Origin of the sequence: Streptococcus sp. k-90 (assembly GCF_013277565.1) — a bacterium.
Taxonomy (GTDB): domain Bacteria; phylum Bacillota; class Bacilli; order Lactobacillales; family Streptococcaceae; genus Streptococcus.
Genome location: NZ_VMNE01000015.1, coordinates 1 through 19179 on the forward strand (window position 1 = coordinate 1; position 19179 = coordinate 19179).

Genomic DNA, 19179 nt, shown 5'->3' on the forward strand with positions numbered 1-19179 from the left:
GTAAGGGCAACAGCCCAGACAACGGTATGATGGAATCTTTCTTTGGCATTTTAAAATCCGAAATGTTTTATGGCCATGAGAAAAACTTTAAATCACTTAATCAATTGGAACAAGCCATTATAGACTATATCGATTACTACAACAACAAACGAATTAAGGTAAAACTAAAAGGACTTAGTCCTGTCCAATACAGAACTAAATCCTTTCAATAATTATTTGTCCAACTTTTTGGGATCAGTACATTTTAAGCGTTTTTTCTTTTTGTTAATTTCAGTACATTGCAATATAAATCATTCAAATGACTATATTTTTTGTTAGATAAATTAGATTTTCGTTTTACATAGCTATCCATTTAGAGGATTTAAAATTAAAACTGATAATTTTCACTCAACTATTGATAAACAGTTTAAAGTTAATTGTAAAGTAAGACTATTCTATATTTTGAAGATTGTTTAACATAAAGAATCTAAAAATTTCTCAATTTTGGAATTTTAAAAAAGATGACCAAATATTTTATAAAACGCAGTATATCAAGTTTGTTGATAAAATAACTGATACGTTTTTATAATTTTAAAACCATTATACCTAATCTCCGTTTTTAATAAAAATAAAATAGTGTCGAATCGTGGTATAATGATGATAAAGAATTTTTTATACAAACTTTTCCCATGCACTATTTTATATTTGATAGGTAATTGAAGCAATAAAAAATATTTATAAGTTAATGTATCAGATTGATGAACTTACTGAAACATAAAGTTATCAGGAACTATATTTCGAATAAATAGCTCGATATTTTTAATACAAACAAACTATCATTCAAACTTTTGAAAAAAATCATAAAAGATAAAGTAATTATATTTACTTTTAGTAAACATACAGATTAGATTTTTAATCACAAAACAATATCAAGTAATATATTTTATGGAAGATACTATATATTATAATTTATACTAATCTGTATTAGAATATTTCACAAAATAAGAAATCTACTAGTCTCCAAATTATTATATGAGGTATAAAAATGAGCAGAATATTAAAATTTTATAAACAAAGTACTGTAATTGTGCCGATTATAGTCAGTCTTCTCACTACTGCTATTGTTCCGTTTTATCAATATGTAACAAGAAGACCGTCATACTCCTTTGTACTAAATAATCCAGTTGGATGGACTAAAGATGACGACATCTTCTCCATATATAATTATGGTAGCGATGATATGAAAGATACAACTGTATATATACGGTCATATATGATTCTCTCTTCAAATTCTCATTCGGACTATTTCGATGATTATATATCTACACATAGTCTATCTATACCTATGGAAGGATTAGATATGAGATTTCAACTAACAGGAAAATCAAAAGGAAAAATTGGACATATTAAATTTAACACAGATCAAAATCCTTTTAGTAATTACTTTTCAAATAATCATGTTGAATTTGGACCAAATTTAAATATTGATATTTCTAATAGAATAAATGAAAATAATTTACAAATCAATACTAATGATATTGACTCTGGATACGATAAAATGAATCTTGTTATTTTCACAATTTTCATCAATAATACAAGTAAAACACAAAATAATCTCTCTAATATTCAAGTTTATGCAACAGATTATTCTTCAGATTATAATACAGGTAAATCACGAACAAAATTAATACCAACTAATATATATTTTAAACAATTTGAGGATAAATATGAATATGATTATGCTAAATACTACAATAGAGAAGATTATGATAGATTTTGGAATGATAAAGATATAATAAACACTTACTATTCAAAATTCATTGATCAAATAATTAACGATTATAAAAAAATAAAATAATATAAGAAAATAACTTCTCAACTAGAAATATGAGTAAAAGATATAGTTTAAAAGAAATTAAAATTATTATAAGCAAAATTACTATTTATAGCTACATTGAATTATATGGGTAAATATTAAAATTTATGTCCAATCTGTATTTAATATTTATAAAACTTTTAAATTCCAATTATAGTACAACACTCTTTTACTTCGGGTGTTCACTATCAATTCTATCTAGTAATAATAGTAATTTTTCATCAATAATTTTATATTGAAGTTCATCTTCATTTTACTTCACGAAAATAATACACACTTTACTTATTTTGTTTTAGAAAAATAACATCACTTCTCAAAAATTTAATCATTATCTTTATGTTAAGGATTAAATTCTGTATTTGATAGGACTGAATCCTTTTAGTTTAGTTTTAATTCGATTTTTACTTAAATAATCAATAACAAAAATGACAATAGATTTTCTACTGTCATTTTATTTTTCTAAATTTTTAGCAGAGTATTCTCACAAGTCTCTAAATCTCTTTCAACTTTTCGAGATAGGCGGTTAATTCTGCTTGGGCTTCTGGTGTTGTGCCTACTAGCTGGCTGCGCATGTGTGCGAGTCTGGCTTCTACTTGTCCAATCTCCTTATCAATCTCTGCGAGCTGGTCGGCGAGGTCGACGAGGGGAACTACGGGTTCTTCCTCAAAGGTATCGACATAGCGTGGAATGTTGAGGTTATAGTCATTTTCAACAATCTCTTCAAAGCTGGCTAGATGGGCAAATTTCTCGACATTCTCGCGTTTTTGATAGGTCTCCAAAATCTTGGCAATATGGTCTTCGGTCATATTGTTTTGATTTTTCCCTTTTTCAAACTCTTTTGAGGCATCGATAAAGAAGACATCCTTATTGGTGCGATTCTTTTTAAGGATGATAATAGTTGTCGGAATAGAGGTATTGTAGAAGATATTTGCTGGCAAGCCGATAACTGTATCAATAGCGCCTTCTTCTAATAGATGCTGGCGAATCTTCTGCTCGGCTGCTCCTCTAAAGAGAACTCCGTGAGGAAGTACAATGGCCATGACACCATTATGCTTGAGGTGGTAAAAACCGTGAAGGAGGAAGGCAAAATCTGCTTTAGACTTAGGTGCCAGAACTCCATAACTTGAAAAACGAGGATCTTGCAGGAATCCACTATCTGCTGACCACTTCAGTGAATAGGGTGGGTTCATCAAAACCCCATCAAAGTCTGTAGGCTCCGTCGTCGGCCAATCTTCGTCTAGGGTATCGTGGTTGCTGAGGTGGTAGTTCTCAATCGCGACCCCATGAAGCATCATATTCATGCGAGCAAGGTTGAAGGTCGAAGTAATCAACTCCTGACCGTAGTAAGAAATCGTCGAAGCTTCCTTACTATAGCGCTTGGCATTGAGCAAGAGAGAACCAGAACCCATGGTCGGGTCGTAAACCGACATGCCCTTTTGATGCTCACGCCCTGCAAAGACAATCTGAGTCATGAGATGAGAGACTGCTTGAGGTGTATAGAACTCTCCAGCCTTTTTCCCAGAATCACTGGCAAATTGGCCTATCAAGTATTCATAAGCATCACCCAAGATATCACCAGCATGACCAGAGACATTAAGGTCGTTGAGCTGTTTCATGACTTCAGAGATGGTCTTGTTTTGCTTTTGTGGGGTGTTGCCTAGCTTTTTCGCATAGAGGTCAATATCTTCGAAAAGATTTTCAAATTTTTCATTAGCCTGCTCGATATCACGGAAACTTTGGGCTAGAGATTCTAGCTGGAAGGTGCCTTCGTGGATAGACTGAACCAGCTTGGTAAAGGTTAGAGAAGGCTCAATCACATAGCCCAACTCGTCATTTAGAACCTCGATGAGGTCTTCACGGACATCTGCATCCGCAAAGTTTTCCTCATAGAGAAGCTGGGCTTGCTGGAAGGACTCATAGGTCTCGTCCAAGTTGTCACAGACGGCTTGGAGGATGTTGTCGGATAGGTACTTGTAGAAAATCAAGCCCAAAAGGTAGGACTTGTATTCATTGGCTTCCATCTGGCCACGCAGGATATCTGCCGCATTCCAGAGGGATTGGTAGAGTTCTCTTGATAAATCTGTTTGTGACATAGGGTCTCCTATCAATTTCTACTTTCATTCGTTTAGTATAGATTTTTACGGTCTTTGTATTTATTTGAATTGAACACGACCTAAAAGCTGGGTAAAAAAGATAAACTGTCTTGTCTTCATCGAAGACTGTCCCAGTTTCTTATTTTTACTGGGCTTTTGACGGTCTTTGTATCTTAGATAAACATTTTTCTGAGTAGGGTTTGTTTGCTTTCTTTGAGCTGGTTGACTTTTTCCTCTTGCTTGGCAATGGCCTTGTCTAGGTCTTGGAAGAAAGAACCGATGACCTCTTGTTCAGGGAGAGAAGGTAAGGAAGATAGTTCATTCTTCAATAAAGAATAATGACGTTTATACCCTTGGGATTTAGGCAGATATCTTTCTAACATTATAAACAAAAATGGCTGAGTAGTTAAATCTGAGTGTAATATTTTTATACCATCTGTAGCTAATAAAAAAGGAGTCTCAGGTTTAAATAAAGATAATGTATGATCACCAAAAAGAATAACATTACTAAAATTATTAAATGGTTTATTATCTGAAAAACCTACAATAGGAATGTCCCCTTGTTGTATTACAGGATTATTTCCCTCTTCATAATACTCGGTAATATAATTTTTGGAACTAATAGATTGGATTATCTCCCCCAACTTCACTTCCTTCCACTCATCTTCAAATCCTGCGAAACGAAGGGCGGGTTTGGTTTGTCCTTTGGCTGAGAATAAGAGCTTGAGGTAGGTTTTCTTCTGCTCTTTGAGCACCTCTAACTTACGCTGTTGAAGGGTGATAAGGTGGTCGAGATTGCGAAAATATGCTCCAATTTTCTGTTGTTCGCTGTATTTTGGATAATATGCTTCAAATCCCATTACATCAGAAACTGATAAATTTGTTTGCTTTGCTCCATCATCAAATGCTAAGAAATATGGATGCCTATTCATTAAAATGTAAAGAAAATAAGGGAATGTTTCGCCTATTGGAGTTATCCCTGCGATTCGCTGATTTAGCGTGTATTTATCATTTTTTTCGACCCAAAATGTTCTCGCAATAGCACGACCATTTGGAACATCACTCAGCACAAAGGCAATCTCATTTTCAAACAATGCTTCATTTTTCTTATTAGAAAATTTCTTTACTTCACCATCTGTGGAAATGAATTTTGAATTTACTACAATATACTTTCCGTTCTCATCAATGCAGTTTTCGTGAGCCTTTCCGTTACGATATTGAGCTACTTCTCCCAACTTACGCTGTTCCCAAGCTTCAGTATATCTCACAAAGCGATAACTTGGTTGTTTTGTCATATTACTCCTCCAACTAATTCGTCTTTATCTATATCTATAAATTGCAATTGATAAGCTTTACGAGCTCCCCATGCCTTAAGTATTTTCTTAATAGTATATTCATTCTCCTTATCGAACTGGTCTACATAAATGCTCACATCCGGTGCCTGTTTAAAAATTTCTTTAAAGTAAGGAGCATCCACTCCATTCTCATCCCGAATACCAAAACCAATGAAGTAGATTTCTTTGATAGAACTTAAATTTTTGAAAAGGGATTCGTGCTTTCTAAGTTGCTGATGGACAGGCTTTTTATTAGCAGCAGATAGTCTGTACATAGCCCGAGATAAAATATCTGCTCCTTCTGGTATGACTATCGAATCTTCTCCATGACCAAATATGAGAACTCCATCATCCAAATCACCATGAATATGAATGATGTTAGAAGAAGAAATGCCGTAAAAATCCTCTAAAGTACGAGTATAATTGAAATTCAAAAATCTTGCATTTCTATTAGTTAAAATCGTTTCTTTCACAATCGGGAAATGAGAGGTAAATTTTCTCATGCTTAATTGACTTTCCCATTGTTCATAGGTTTCTTTAATCCATTGTTTAAATAACTTGTTCAATTGATGATGAACATATTGACTGAGTTTATCCGCTACCTTTTCGGCAAATCCTTTTCTAGACTCAGTATCCTCTTTACTATCGTTTGTCACATAGTAAGAAGTGCTAGTATTCATAAAAGGGAAGCAGACTAGTTTTTCTTCAAAATCTCCCCAAAGCCTTTCTGTAGCTGTAATATGTAAAAAAATTTGATAAAGTAATTTCAACTTTTCCTGACTATCAGTACCATTCAATATTTCCATCACTTCTTCAGCATATATTTCACTCTTATATATTCTGTTATCACTGTCTTTTAGAAAATCTTTGATAGAATCAAAATTTTGCAACGACTCTAACAAATCATCTTTCCCATAAGCCTGCTGATAAACAAACTTCTTGAAATATAAATAATCCGTCTTTAAATCATGTGCTATATCAAAACCATTTCCGATAATAAATAATTTCTCCACTATATCCCCCCTTTCTATTACTCAATTTTCTTATTTCTACACTTTAGGTTTTCTCTTTTTGATTTCTATTCTTCAATTTTACCTATTTTTACACTTTAGGATTGCCATCTATCATTTCTATTGTTCAATTTTGGCCATTTTTGCACTTTAGATAGGAAACTATGCTATTCTATTCTTCAATTTTGCCTATTTTGAAACAATAGATAGGCTTATTTTGTGATATAATGTTAAAAAACGTTGAAATGCGAGGATGACTACATATGAACTATAGAGAACTTAGAAAAATCTACTACAGTCATCGTGACCAGTATGAGGAAGAGTATCAACTACGCTTACAAGGATACAGTTCCATTAGAACATCTCTTTATCCTCATTTAATGCAACGCGATACTGTCAAAACAAGTCAATACCCTTTATTTGTAACCCTACATCTAGGGATTTCCCAACTGATGGAAACTATCTCACAGCAGTCTCAACGAATTAGTGAAATAGCTGATACCCTCCCTAAGATTGCCCACGATCAGTTTTATAAAGAACAGCTCTACCAATCGATTATTTCCACAAATGAAATCGAAGGTATCCATACAACTCGTAAAGAGTTGGTCGATGTGGAGAAACTCCTAGAGGAAGACCCCTATAAGACCGAACAAATCAAACATCTTTCCACCTTGCGAATGTACCAACAAATCCTTAAGGATGAATTTCTCCAAATCCAATCTCTTGAAGATATCAGAGGGATTTATGACCAATTAACACAAGGAGAAATCTCGCCAGAGGATGAACTCGATGGAGAGTTTTTTAGACAGAAATCGGTCTTTATCCAAGACGACAAGACTGGCAAAGTCATCTATATCCCACCTCAAAAGGAGGAACAGATTCAGGTCATGCTGACAGAGTGGATTCGTTTTATCAACGACCATTCTATCCCAAACCTTGTCAAGGCTTGTGCTGGACACTATTTTTTTGAAAATATACATCCCTTCTATGACGGTAACGGTCGGACAGGACGCTATATCCTTGCCAAGTACTTGTCTAGAAAACTCGATAAATTTTCAGGGTTAGTTTTGTCCCAACAAATCAATCACCATAAACAAGACTATTATAAGGCTTTTAGGAATACTGGCGATCATCTCAACCGTGCCGATGCTACCTTCTTCGTTGAAACCTTGTTGACTTTTATCAAGGAAGGACAGGAAAATATTATCCAAACCCTCCTTGAAAAACAAGAGCAACTGCATCGCTATAAAGTTAAGATAGAGCAAACAGAAGGGCTGGAGGAAGTCGAGAAATACATCTTGTTTCTCCTCGCTCAGTCCAAGCTCTTTGTCGATGATAAGAGAGATGGCATAGAAGATAGAAGCATCATCCAACTGGCCAATCAGTCCAACCATCATTACTCTAAGAAAAAGATCAAGGATGCTTTCTTGCATCTTGAAGAGAGGGGAATTTTGACCCTAATTGGTCGAAAACCTTCCCAACATTATCTTTCTGACTATTTTTAATACTCAATGAAAATCAAAGAGCAAACTAGGAAACTAGCTGCAGGCTGCTCAAAACACTGTTTTGAGGTTGCAGATAAGACTGACGAAGTCAGTCACATATATACGGCAAGGCGACGTTGACGTGGTTTGAAGAGATTTTCGAAGAGTATAAACCTATCTCCCCCTTAGCGGTAGGATATCCTCTGAGATCATGCGCATATAGTCCTCTTTGAGGGCTTTTTTGTATTTGAGTTTTGGCAGTGCCTTGTCTCCATGGGCTTCCTTATAGGCCAGATAGTCCTGAGACTCGGTGATGGCTTTTTCGCCATTTTGCTTGTCGCGTCCGATGCGGTAGTTGTCCACTACGAACTGGAGTTCATCCTCTCCTATCTGCCAATAATCTGCCGTTTCACGAATCTTTTTCTGGGTTGTTAACTCAATCATCTCATCCAACTTATGGATGATAGACTGATCCTGATAGCTCTTGGCATCTGCTTGGACATTCTGCCAGAGTTTGGAGATGAGGCTGGATAACTTGGGATTGGATTTGTTCAAATCTTCTATATAGTTATCTACCAGGCTCTTTTCCTTTTTACCAATGAGGTTTTCCCGATTTTCAATCAGGGCTTGGATGAGAGAGAGGATATAGTGATAGTTTATCTCGTCGGTGCGGATGGATTCGAGCTCATACTCGATATCTAGGAGAACCCCTTCCTCTTCTTGGTCTTCTTTTCTGCGTCTGCGGAGTTCTTCGATGACATTTTGATATTGGCCGGCAAAGTTCTCAATGTCTTCTAGGCTAAGGCAAATCTCTCTGAGGATGACTTTCTCATCATAGTCCGAATAGACCTGTATAGAAGATAGGAGCTTGTCAAATTCTTGGAAAGCCTTGGCAAAGCGTTTTAATTCTGCATCTGTCGCTGTATCCAAATCTGGCACCTGCTCTGGACTTGGAGCGATGGCTAATAGTTGATGAACCTTCTCAAGAAACTTGGCCTTCTCCTCCTGCCATTCTGGGGCTAAGACACTGGTTTCACCACCATTTGAGTAGAGACTCAGAGCTTCATCCACTTTTTCTTTAAAGTGGTCGGGCGTTTGGAAGGTGACGATTTGGCCGAATTTCTTGCCTTCATCAAAGAGGCGATTGGTTCGTGAAAAGGCCTGAATGATATGCTGGGGCTTCATGGGCTGACGGTCCATGAATAGGGTCGATAGGCAAGGGGCATCAAAGCCTGTCAACAAGCGGTCCACAACGATAACCAGGTCCAACTGTTCCTCACGGAAGGCAAAGCGTTCTTTCTTACGGGCCAGACGGTCATTGAGGTCACTATTGTAGGAAGCAATGGTTGCTAGGCTAAAGTGGGTGCCAAACATGGCATTGTAGTCTTTTAAACTCTCCTCCATATAGGCTTGGTTGACATAGGAGTCTGCTTCATTTTCTGTCACAGAGTAGGTAATGGCAACCTTAGGAAAGTCTGGTAAAACCTTTTTAACATTTTCCGAGATGCTTAGAGACTTCTCTCCATTTTTGACTTGCTTAATCAGGTTATAATAGGCCTGCGCACGGGCAATGCTTTTGACGGTCAAAATGGCTTCATAGGTTTTTCCTACTCCATTTTGGAAACCGAGTTTGCGTCTTGAGCGATTGAGAATGGCATCTAAAACAGCAAGCATATGGCCTTCGTCATCATAACGCTCCTCATCAATCTCATCTTCTGCCCAACCAGGCATGGTCGTCTGATACTCCACATTAAAGCCAAGAACTGCCTTGTCATGGATGGCTTCTTTGACGGTATATTGGTGGAGGCAGTCACCGTACTGCTCTTCGGTCGTCTGAGCAAGGTCTCCTTTTTGTTCACGTTTATTTTCTGTAAAGATAGGAGTTCCTGTAAACCCATACCAGAGAGAATTTGTAAAGAAGTGCTCTAGGTGGCGTTGGCGTTCAGGAGTCACTGCACGATGGCATTCATCAACGACAAAGGCTAGTTTGAGTTGCTTGATACGATTGTAGACCTTTTGGTGACGACCTTCATCAAACTGACGAATCATGGCATTGATTTTCTGGATGGTCGTCACAACGACACGGCGGTCATCAGAAGCTAGATTTTTAACCAATTCCTGTGTATCATCGGTCTCGTCGATATCGATCATGTCGTTCTCTGCGTAAGATTGAAAAGAACTGGTCGTCTGCTGGTCAAGGTCTGTCCTATCAATCACAAAGATTGTCTTTTCGATAGATGGAATCTGGAGCAGATTGCGCGAAACCTTATAAGAGGTCAGGGTTTTTCCTGAACCAGTCGTATGCCAAATATAGCCTGACTGGCGCTTGCGACTGGCTTCACGGATAGCCTCAATAGCATGAACCTGATAGGGGCGCAATAAAATCAAGGCCTTCTTGTCATCATCGATGACAGAATACTGCATGACCATCTCGTGGGCTCTCGGTATGGACAAGACAGACTCTGCAAAGTCAAATAGTTGAGGTTGAGGTCTATTTTCACTATCCACCCACTTGGTCAAGAAGCGTTCATTTAGCTTATTGGCTTTGGCAGCTGCGATGTAGCGGGTGTCTGTGACATTAGAGACGACAAACATCTGAAGACTTGAAAAAATGCCTCTGAACTGTCCTTCTTGGTCGTATTTCTTAATCTGACGGAAGGCATCCATGTAAGGATGAGAACGGCTTTTTAGTTCGATTTGAATCATGGGCAGACCATTGATTAACAAAGTCACATCCCCACGGCGCTGGCGAATCCCTTCTCCGCCTGTGATGACTTGGTTGACAACCTCATAGCTAGATTTGCCACCAGCGACATTGTTTCTCCACAAGACTTCCAAGCGAATAGTGCCTAGACTGGCATCTTCACGTTGAACCTGCACCTTGGCAATGCCATTTTCTCCTGCTATCCACTTGGCTGCTTCATAGAAGTTAACGAAATTGAGCTGGTTTTTGATTTGATTTTTCTCTGAATTTGTAAGGGGATGGTCTTGCAAAATGCGGACATTATTAGCTTCCAGCTTGGCAAAAAAGTTTCCCCATAGGAGGTCTTCTGTATTTAACTCAGGTCGATACACCCATTGACTTTCTCCCTTTGTCAGCTGGTTGATTAAATCCCGCTCGATAGCCAATTCCTGTTTGGTTTTGGCTTTACCTGCTACAGGGATAGCAGTCTCGTCTTTAGGAGAGAGTCTCTGGCTGATATGGAAATCCTGCAAGGCTGCTTGATTGAGATGTTGCAATTTTTTGAGAAGATCTTGCTCCGTCCCTTTAATGGCTTGATAGGCTGCCGTCAGATCTTTATCTGCATCTAGGTAGTGATGCGGGTTCTTCTTTATTTGGATATAACCTTGCACCAAATCTTCTAAACGTCTCAGCTGAATAGCAAGCTGGTTCTGAAGTTCCTGAGAATTTCCAGATGCTTCTTTCTGGCTGATAGCTTCTAGGTATTCTACGATGGCAGTATAACTAGCCTGCAACTCAGGTGCTGAAACGATGAGCTCTTGTTCTAATTCTTTTGATAAAGTATACATCATGTTCATACCCCATTTCTACAACGCAAAAAGCCCACCAAAGAAATTGGCAGGTTTTAAAAATGGGTACGAAGACTCGAATGCAACTCTCTGCATGGGACTTGTTTGCTTAACCATAGGGACTCTTCCTTTTCATTCATCCAAGGCGTTGCGACATCGAAAAAACAGCGCCTTTACTTCCTTCCATTGTATCATAAAAGCCTAATAGTGAAAAGGTTTTCTAGGGTATTCTCTCTAAATCTAGCAATAATTCCCTGACCTTCAAACTTCTACTAAAACAAGCAAAATCCCCTGCAAATCTACATTACAGGGGACTTATGTGTTATTCTTGTACTTCTTTCTGAGCGGCCTTTCCTTGATCTAGAAGAGCTTGGACGATTTTCTCATCGCGTAGCTTGACAGAATCGTTGATCATTTCTGCGGACTTGACGATGGTTGTTTCTAGTTGGGCACGTTTCTGGCGTCCCAATTCAATAGCTGCGACGATACCTTGGTTTTGAGCGACCAGACTTTCAGCCAGTTTTGTAACCGATTCGACAGCGACTGTCGGGCTTTGGGCAATTCGTTCCATCTGCGGAATCACTTCTTTGCTGGTTTCAGCTAGCATCTGAAGGGCAGCATTATTGGCATTGACAATGGCATCCGCCACGACACCTGATTTCATTGATTGTTGCAAAATACCCAATTGGGCAATAGAAAGCTTCATTGTCGGAATCGTATTGCGACGAAGCATGCCCAATTTTTGACGCATATCAGATGACACCTTCACAAGATTGCGCATCTGAGGTGTTGTTGCCCAAGCAACATAGAGACGGCTGACATACTCAGTGTGCTGTTGTTCGAGGGTATTGACCACTTCTGCCATACGAGCCAATTCTTGTGATTTGGTTTGGTATTCTACCGTACTGGTATCGAGTTGGTCAGCTTGAGCTTTCAGTTCGGCAGCGCGCTTGCCAGCTTCTGTCTGGCTAGCTTCGATAAAGGAAATCACTCCCACTAGATTTTCAATGGATTTAGTATTGTCCTCAATCAACATCTCAGCTGAAACGATATTTCGAGCTAGCACATCTTCTTGCTTGACCACTGCGGCAGCCATGCTATCGAGCTTTTGCTCCACTGTTTTTGAGTCAAAGTAAAATTCTTGTAGGGTATTCTTGCTCTTGTTAAACAAGCGTTGCAAAAAGTTTGGCTTTTCTTCTAACTCAGCAATTTCAGCGTTCTTGTATTTGACGACAAAGCCTTGCAACTCACGGTTTGTATTCTTGAGAAGATCATCCACTTGGGGAATTTGTAGTTTCTTTTGTTCTGACAAGATACGATTGACCGTATTGTTCACACCTTCGACAGCAGATTGTCCAAAATCTAAGAGAGCATTTTGATTGGTAACAAACTGGTCTACCAACTGAGGCACGTGCGCCTTGATTCCTTCTTGCTGCTCAGGGCTCAGCTTCTCAAGGAAGGTCAAGGTTTTGTCTGAGCCAGTATTGGTCTCGATGATTTGGGTTGTTTTATCCACCTTAGCTACCGTATTATTGGCAATCTGGTCAATATCGAAATTAAATTCTGTCATGGTTACTCCTTTATTTCTAACCTATTCTTTACGATCTTTTTCTAGGATACGCAGACTGATATCAAAATCACGCATATCTGTTTCATTGAATTCTCTCAAGACTTGGTCCAGCTCAAGGTCAAATTGTTCGATAGCTGCTTTAGCTTGTTGCAAACGTTCTTCTGCTCGATTATAGTTTTTAGGATTGGCCTTAATCTTTAAATAGCCTTCTAAAATCGTTTGAAATTTCTCCATCTTCAAACTATGAATGGCCGTCAATTCTTCCTTATCCCCCTCGGCAGAGGTAGCAATCTTGTCTAAAATAGCCTGATGATCAACGGCAATATTGGCCAAGGTCTGAGACAGTTCTGGAGCTAATTCCTCTGGCTCCGCATTTTCAAGATCTACCTGACTTTCTCTATCCAAACGTTCTAGCTGAACATCGATAGTTGCCCGCACTGTACGAACCTTTTTGTCAATACGGTTGTAGACATCATCGTCGATATAGGACTTGAGACGATCCGCCTCCTGATGGATTTCCCGCAGTTCGATCAATACTTGATTGGCCAGACTCTTATAGGAATCTGAGCCTTTCTCTACCAAGACTCCCTCTAACTGCTGAATATCTTTGTCCGCCTGACGAATTCGAGCTTTTAAAAGCTCAATCCGATCGTCGAGCGAACGATCCTGCAAAAGAGGATAGCGCCAACGTTTATAGAGACGATAACCACCATAGCCTAGCAGGACACAAGCCGCAAGCGGAAGAGCATATTGAACCAAAAGGCCCAGTAAGAACAAGAAGCCCCAAAAATAGAGACAGCCTTTCCAAAAACCATTACCCGATTTCATAAGTATTCCTTACTTTCAATTTATAAGTCTATTTTAGCACAAAAGACAAAAATGAGGGCGGAAATTCCCTAGAAAAGAGTTGATTTCTTTGCTGTAGAATGGAGGCTGGTAGCGCGTGGGCTAATTTCAGTGAAGCGGCCTCAAACCACAAACACACTCTGATGAATATCAAAACAAAAGCTTGAAAAATCAGAGGGGGTGTGTTAGAATGAAAGCATAAAGGGAAAATAATGCTTCTAGCATATGTAACTAAAAAAGCCCCACCGTGCCACCGATGGGCTTTTTTGCTACCCTCTAAAAGGGTTAAATGCTACTTGCTACGTCTCTTTATCCATAGCTTGAAAAGCTCAGATAGTAAGTTAACAAGTAACGGAGCTAGAAAAAGGGAAAATAACTCTAGCATATATAACATCTCCCTTCATTAAAGTGAGGGGGCCAAAATATTATATCATACCAGATTTATATCATCAACATCGCGTCATTATTGGCATAGATAGACTCAGATACACCAATAACCTTACTAGCAAATCTCTAAACAAACCCAGAAATCAACATTTTAAGACAAAGCAAAAAGCCCCTAGATTCATAGCTAAGGGCTGATTGACTTGCAAGGATAGGCAGGACTGTCGGGGCTCCTGCATTTCTCGACCCATTATAAGTGGCGCGTTGGTGACAGATTCTCAACCTCTATCCTTCATATCTTCATTATAGCACTTTTTTCTCAACTTTCAATCTGTGCATCTGAATTTATTGTCTATCTTTTTCTCTAGTGTCCTTCAAGCATATTGCACTTCCACCTCACTTATGATTTCCAGCAAAGTTTTCCCGTTAATCTGTAAAGAAATTAACTCATCAAAAGATGACACTTTAAATTCATTATCTCCAAGCACGACTACAATGTCATAAACAGAATTAGGAAAAATACCACATACTTGACCCTTATAATCAAAAGAAGCGTCCCAACCATTGTCATACAATGCTCGTAAATCATCTAATATCGCCATAATATATCTTGATTCTCCTATATAAGATATTCCACAACTTATCCAAAACCGTATGAAAATTTATCTGGCAACTCTTTTCCTAACTTAATACTTTTAATCAAAGTATCTTTGACAAACGAAGTAAATTGTCCTAAATCATCTCCAACATAGCTATATTCCAAAGTAGTTTTATCGATAGTTGCAATACCTTTACAACCTCCACTCACAATAGAATACTGCCTCTTAGAGGCTCCATCTTCTATTTTGTACATCGTAATAATTTGTTTATCAATCTTTATCATTTTCTATTTATTGTAAAATAGGGCACTGGAATTATTCTTGACTCTCAAAAATATAATTGCAACAAGGTATCAAAATCGTCTTCGAAAACATTTTGACTATTTTGCTTTATTTGCTCAATGATTTTATCCTTTGTATCTCTGTCCAAAGGTAGCGTTTCAAACGCTTCTTCTTTTACTAAGAATTCACCATTTTCTCCCTGGAATTCTTTTGTAATTTTTCTAATATGACTCTCGAAATCGATAGATTGAAGTTCTTCGTCGTTGATGTTATCTTCAATCGCATCTAGTAACAAACTAATTGAAATTTTAATCATCTTTAAATACCCTTATTTTCTATTAGCCTTATTTCCAAAAAGCCAAATATAAATAGATTGCTTATAATTTCCTGTCTGAGAAAAAATCTCTCCAAAAAGGATTTTCACTATCAAAAATTTCAACCTCTTCTTCCGTCATATTATAAGGATAGTCCTCAAATAAGTTGTAAATTTTTTTCCGATCAAAGCTTAATAGATGTTCTCCTATAGAATCTATTTTATCAATCCACCATATTTTTGACTCTTCAGTCTCTCTGTAAAAATCACTGTATCCTTCAAGAAAAGATTCTGCTGTAACGGAGTCACACATCCCATCTAGCAACTCTAAATCATCGCATCCATTCTCATTAAAATCTGTCATTATTCTGATTTTTCCTATCATTTCTTATATGTCTTTTATTAAAAAGACCAGATCCTTACTACAATTTCTAATTGATCCGTTAAGCTTCGCTATCCGATCTACTAAATACCGCCACTTTATTCATCAAATCATCCTCAGTGTAGTCAATCGCAAATGTATCTATTTCTAAGATCGATTTAGGTGGAGTTGAATGAATCATAGGGACACTACGTACCCTATACTCGTTTTCTCCAATTCTAACAAACTGATTGATTTTCAAATCTGAAAAATCAGGATTCTCAACAGTAATAGAAACAAGACGATGCGCTATTTTATAAACATCAATTATCTTATTTTTCGTGTTTAACTTATCCATAATTACTATTTTAATACTTATGTTCTTGGTAATCAAAACCAATTTTAGATTTAATACTATCAAATAAATCTAAAATAGATTGTGGAGTATCCTTCTTAAACGATAAAGAAGGTTTATCTTGGTCTGGATAAACTTGGTCAACCCACTCATGAATTTAATTATAAAAAATCAACAGCTCTTTGCTTGGTGGTATCATCATATCTAAAACGAAACCTCCTTTACTTTAACTTCATTATAAACTTTCCTATCCTAATATTCAATCAGCAAGACACTATTCCGATAGCTTTTAGTAAAATCTAACAATATACTACCTTAAGGCACTCTTATTCAGCCCTATCAATACCGTCTAGGTCATTCTACACTAGCTATGACAATGGACACTTACAGTCATCTCTCCAAAGAAAAAGCAAAAACAGCCGTCTCATTTTATGAGAAAGCTGTAAGTTCTTTATGAAGGGGGACAAAAAGGGGGACAAACCCAGAAATCAACATTTTAAGACAAAGCAAAAAGCCCACTGTTGTAGGCTTTCTGTAAGATATATCTTAAAATTAAAGCATCTTGTTGTAGAATTCAACGACAAGTGCTTCGTTGATTTCTGGGTTGATTTCATCGCGTTCTGGTAAACGAGTCAATGAACCTTCCAATTTTTCAGCGTCGAATGATACGAATGCTGGACGTCCAAGAGTAGCTTCTACTGCTTCAAGGATAGCTGGAACTTTCAATGATTTTTCACGAACTGAGATCACTTGACCTGGAGTTACGCGGTATGATGGGATATCAACACGTTTTCCGTCAACAAGGATGTGACCGTGGTTTACGAATTGACGAGCTTGACGACGAGTAGTCGCAAGACCAAGACGGTAAACAACGTTATCCAAACGACGTTCCAAAAGAAGCATGAAGTTGAAACCTAGGATTCCGCCTTTGATTTTTGTAGCTTGTACGAACAAGTTACGGAATTGTTTTTCACCTACACCGTAAGTGAAACGAAGTTTTTGTTTTTCAGCCAATTGCAAACCGTATTCTGACAATTTAGAACGGTTGTTTGGTCCGTGTTGTCCTGGTACGTAGTTACGACGTGCCAATTCTTTACCTGTACCTGTAAGTGAAAGGCCAAGGCGACGAGCTTGTTTCCAAGATGGTCCTGTATAACGTGACATGTGAATGTCCTCCTGATATAAATAATATTTCGGTGGAAATAGTCACTTAGAAAGCCCTGATTCGTGCAGATGCCCTTCGCCTAAACAGCCAAGGTTACTTATCATAAGACACCTGTTGACGAGCTTCATGCTTTCCTGCTGATATTTCACACAAAATCCATTTTACCATGAATAGCTAGATTTGTAAAGGGGGTTTAAGCTTTATTTTCACTGCCAGAAAGCTTTAGAACGAGGGTAAAGGTGCTTCCTAGGCCGTACTGGCTGCTGACTGTGATTTCCCCACCCAATTGATGGGCCAATTCACGCGCAATCGCAAGTCCTAAGCCATGACCACCTGTTTTCATGTTACGCGAAGTTTCTACACGATAAAGGCGTTTGAAAATATTCTCCAAGTCCTCTGGAGCAATGCCCTGCCCCTCATCCGTTACACTGATTGAAAGCTGGTTATTTTCCAGCTTAGCCACCACTTCCAGCTTGGTTCCTGGAGCAGAGTATTTAAAAGCGTTATTGACCAGATTCACCAATATACGAGAAAGTTTGGCATAATCTCCCTCAATCCGGGCAGACTCTGGGATTACCTGCAAATGGACATCTCGCTCTTCCTGCTCAATCAAGAACTGAAATTCGCTCATGCACTCAATCAAGAGCTGATCCAGAAAAATGCTGTCTTTGCTGGTCGTTTCGACCTGATTTCTAACTGTGTTTAGAGTCAAAAAATTCAACTCCTCAACCAGTTTATTGAGCCTTTCAGTCTGGCGTCCAATGGTTGCTAGATAATGGTCCTGTTCTCCTTCCTTGATAACCCCATCCAAAATCCCTTCTACCGTCGCTTGGATTGAAGTGATGGGGGTCTTGATATCATGCGATAGCTGGGCAATCATCAAGCCCTTTTCTCGTTCGCTTTCTTCCAAGGAATCAAAGGTCGCCTGCAAATCATGGGACATCTCATTGAAGGCTTGCCCTAACTGCTGAAATTCTACAGGTCCTTGAACCTCCAGATTTGATGAAAAGTCCTTGTCCGCTACCCGCTTTGCATGTTCCTTGAGTTTGCCCAACGACGTAAAGACCGGAGATAGGAGAAAGAGACTAATCCCAGCACCGATAAAACTAGCCACGAGAGTCATCCCCACTAGGAAATAAATTTCTCTTTCTTCAATTAACATTCGCTGGATAGCCCAAAAAACCACGATAATCGTTAGGAGTGTTGAAATGATATACCCCACTAAAATATAACTTTTTAATTTCATTAACTACCTCGTGCTTTCTCAATTTTGTAGCCCAAGCCCCAGACGGTTTTGATGGTAGGTGTTTCTGAACTAGCATGTTTAGCCAACTCCTGTCGAAGAGCATGAATATGAACATTCAAGGTATTGGTATCATCTACATAGTCTTCCTGCCAGACCTTTTCATAGAGGTCTGTCTTAGAAAAAACGCGCTCTGGATTGCTGGCTAAAAGCCATAGAAGTTCGAAGGATTTGACGGTCAAATCAAGCCCCACATCTCCGACTTGGACCTCATGACTACTGTGATTCATCCGTAAATCCCCGAGACTGACAACTTCTGACTCACCTCCACGATGAAGGCGACGCAAGATATTGTGGACACGCAAAACCAGTTCACGAGGGCTAAAGGGCTTGGCAATAAAGTCATCTGCCCCTAAGCTCAGGCCATAAATCTTGTCCTGCTCGCTAGTCTTAGCCGTGATAAAGAGAAAAGGCTGATCCGGAGATTGATACTGGACCTCGCTAATCAAGTCATAACCATCCATCCGAGGCATCATGATATCTGTAATAATCAAATCAATCGGTTTTCGCTTGAATATTTCTAGGGCCTCTACCCCATCATGGGCCACCAAAACCTGATATCCTGCCTGAACCAAATAACGTTGATGAATATCTGTGATTTCTACCTCGTCGTCAACGAGTAAAATTGTCTTTCCCATCTGTCTCTCCTTTGAAAAAAACAGTGCTATACCACAATAGTATAACACTATTTTAA

17 protein-coding genes are annotated in these 19179 nt (G+C 38.4%); 3 read left to right on the top strand and 14 right to left on the bottom strand.

Annotation, left to right across the window (positions count from 1 at the left end; translation table 11 throughout):
- A partial coding sequence (locus tag HT734_RS04920; protein ID WP_173308480.1) for an IS3 family transposase occupies positions 1-212 on the top strand: 212 nt, incomplete at its 5' end.
- A gap of 812 nt (positions 213-1024) precedes the next feature.
- Positions 1025-1837, top strand: a complete 813-nt coding sequence (locus tag HT734_RS04925; protein ID WP_053092715.1) for a hypothetical protein — start codon at positions 1025-1027, stop codon at positions 1835-1837.
- A gap of 509 nt (positions 1838-2346) precedes the next feature.
- Here HT734_RS04925 and HT734_RS04930 read toward each other — a convergent pair.
- From HT734_RS04930 to HT734_RS04940, 3 genes are all read right to left on the bottom strand, one after another.
- Entirely contained in the window at positions 2347-3948 is a 1602-nt protein-coding gene (locus HT734_RS04930) for a type I restriction-modification system subunit M (RefSeq protein ID WP_061759689.1), read from the bottom strand.
- Positions 3949-4121: 173 nt separating this feature from the next.
- Entirely contained in the window at positions 4122-5243 is a 1122-nt protein-coding gene (locus HT734_RS04935; RefSeq protein WP_061759690.1) for a restriction endonuclease subunit S, read from the bottom strand.
- Positions 5240-6295, bottom strand: a complete 1056-nt coding sequence (locus tag HT734_RS04940; RefSeq protein ID WP_061759691.1) for an AbiH family protein — start codon at positions 6293-6295, stop codon at positions 5240-5242. Before HT734_RS04940 ends, HT734_RS04935 begins: the two co-directional genes overlap by 4 nt.
- Before the next feature lie 260 nt (positions 6296-6555).
- Here HT734_RS04940 and HT734_RS04945 point away from each other — a divergent pair, with 260 nt between their 5' ends.
- Entirely contained in the window at positions 6556-7797 is a 1242-nt protein-coding gene (locus HT734_RS04945) for a Fic family protein (protein WP_061087486.1), read from the top strand.
- A gap of 153 nt (positions 7798-7950) precedes the next feature.
- Here the strand turns inward: HT734_RS04945 and HT734_RS04950 are convergent, their stop codons facing one another.
- From HT734_RS04950 to HT734_RS05005, 11 genes are all read right to left on the bottom strand, one after another.
- Complete coding sequence (locus HT734_RS04950; protein WP_079114909.1) at positions 7951-11316, bottom strand: type I restriction endonuclease subunit R; 3366 nt, start codon at positions 11314-11316, stop codon at positions 7951-7953.
- A gap of 313 nt (positions 11317-11629) precedes the next feature.
- Entirely contained in the window at positions 11630-12877 is a 1248-nt protein-coding gene (locus HT734_RS04955) for a toxic anion resistance protein (RefSeq protein ID WP_061087485.1), read from the bottom strand.
- A gap of 21 nt (positions 12878-12898) precedes the next feature.
- On the bottom strand, positions 12899-13705 hold the full coding sequence (locus HT734_RS04960) for a hypothetical protein (protein ID WP_061759692.1): 807 nt from the start codon (positions 13703-13705) through the stop codon (positions 12899-12901).
- A 776-nt stretch (positions 13706-14481) separates the two neighbouring features.
- A complete protein-coding gene (locus tag HT734_RS04965; protein WP_061759693.1) occupies positions 14482-14709 on the bottom strand; it encodes a hypothetical protein in 228 nt (75 codons plus the stop codon).
- A gap of 38 nt (positions 14710-14747) precedes the next feature.
- Positions 14748-14990 carry a hypothetical protein gene (locus HT734_RS04970; protein WP_061759694.1) on the bottom strand — a complete coding sequence of 81 codons (243 nt, stop codon included), beginning with the start codon at positions 14988-14990 and terminating at the stop codon, positions 14748-14750.
- A 44-nt stretch (positions 14991-15034) separates the two neighbouring features.
- Positions 15035-15304, bottom strand: coding sequence for a hypothetical protein (locus HT734_RS04975; RefSeq protein WP_061759695.1), 270 nt, complete (start codon positions 15302-15304; stop codon positions 15035-15037).
- 61 nt (positions 15305-15365) lie between these two features.
- Positions 15366-15665: a hypothetical protein gene (locus tag HT734_RS04980; RefSeq protein WP_061759696.1), complete on the bottom strand. Its 300-nt coding sequence runs from the start codon at positions 15663-15665 to the stop codon at positions 15366-15368.
- 79 nt (positions 15666-15744) lie between these two features.
- Entirely contained in the window at positions 15745-16020 is a 276-nt protein-coding gene (locus tag HT734_RS04985; RefSeq protein ID WP_079114910.1) for a hypothetical protein, read from the bottom strand.
- Positions 16021-16569: 549 nt separating this feature from the next.
- Positions 16570-17181, bottom strand: a complete 612-nt coding sequence (rpsD, locus tag HT734_RS04995; RefSeq protein ID WP_000092756.1) for a 30S ribosomal protein S4 — start codon at positions 17179-17181, stop codon at positions 16570-16572.
- A gap of 194 nt (positions 17182-17375) precedes the next feature.
- Complete coding sequence (locus tag HT734_RS05000) at positions 17376-18428, bottom strand: HAMP domain-containing sensor histidine kinase (protein WP_173277419.1); 1053 nt, start codon at positions 18426-18428, stop codon at positions 17376-17378.
- Complete coding sequence (locus HT734_RS05005; protein ID WP_173277417.1) at positions 18428-19123, bottom strand: response regulator transcription factor; 696 nt, start codon at positions 19121-19123, stop codon at positions 18428-18430. Before HT734_RS05005 ends, HT734_RS05000 begins: the two co-directional genes overlap by 1 nt.
- Positions 19124-19179: the final 56 nt, after the last annotated feature.